This is a genomic window from Natrinema limicola JCM 13563 (genome assembly GCF_000337475.1).
GTDB lineage: Archaea > Halobacteriota > Halobacteria > Halobacteriales > Natrialbaceae > Natrinema > Natrinema limicola.
In genome coordinates this window covers 1-908 of sequence record NZ_AOIT01000043.1, presented here as the reverse complement: position 1 = coordinate 908, position 908 = coordinate 1, and the positions used below count along the sequence as shown (strand labels likewise).

Sequence of the window (908 nt, the reverse complement as noted above, 5' to 3'; positions counted from 1 at the left end):
GGGTTCGGGCACGTCGAACTCGCGTGTGACCGTGACGTGTAGGTAGTACACGCCATCGCGGTACAGGAGTTCGGCCTGCCCCACATCCACCTCATCCGACGCGAGAGCGTCTCGAAGTTCGTCCATCGCGTCCGGCTCGCCGCGCAGGTGGCCTTTCACCTTCTTGTAGGGTTTCGGGCTGATGCGGAATTGGATGCGGCACGTGTCGTCGTCCACGGTGAGGCGATAGCCTTCCGTGTGCGCCATCACGAGCGGGTACGCGCCCGATTTGTCCGTACTCGGCGGCGTCGGCTTGCCGCCATCGGGGTCGCCTTGGTTTTCCCACCACTCTTTGAGCGAGTGGTAGGAGTCCCACGTTTGGAGGGCTTTGCCGACGACCGCGCACTTGTTGTTCCGCAAGAAGTCGTCGCGGTCAACCTCCTTCTGTATCTCGGTTCGAGTGTACCCGTGTTGTTTGAGGCGGATGGTTTGGTTGAATATCTCGCGTGAGGCGAGACGGGCGTCGTGAAGCCACGACCGCTCACCAGACGCTATGTGAAGGCGCGTCTGAATTGTTTTCGTGGCTTCTTCACCCATACTTTGGCAATCGTTCTATACTATCATAAATGTAGGGATTAGGGATGGAAGAGTACCGCAGTCATGCACATTCGGTTAGTTCCTGCAAGTATCACTNCGTTCTATACTATCATAAATGTAGGGATTAGGGATGGAAGAGTACCGCAGTCATGCACATTCGGTTAGTTCCTGCAAGTATCACTTCGTCTGGTGCCTCAAGTACCGCCACCCGGTTCTCAACGTGGTTGAAGAAGATGTGCGGGAGTTGTTTAGTGAGACTGCTGACCACTTCGGGCACGAGATTCTGGCGTTGGAGATTGCAGACGACCACGTACACCTGTTCGTGCAAACAG

At 56.0% G+C, this 908-nt stretch carries 1 protein-coding gene and 1 pseudogene; one reads left to right on the top strand and one right to left on the bottom strand.

Going from position 1 to position 908, the window contains the following annotated elements; all coding sequences use genetic code 11:
* A pseudogene (locus C476_RS11520) lies at positions 1–576 on the bottom strand (RNA-guided endonuclease TnpB family protein); the annotation flags it as partial.
* Between the two features lie 130 nt (positions 577–706).
* Between C476_RS11520 and tnpA the strand changes: the two are divergent.
* Positions 707–908 (top strand): IS200/IS605 family transposase (tnpA, locus tag C476_RS11515; protein ID WP_008013082.1); only part of this gene is annotated, 202 nt, incomplete at its 3' end.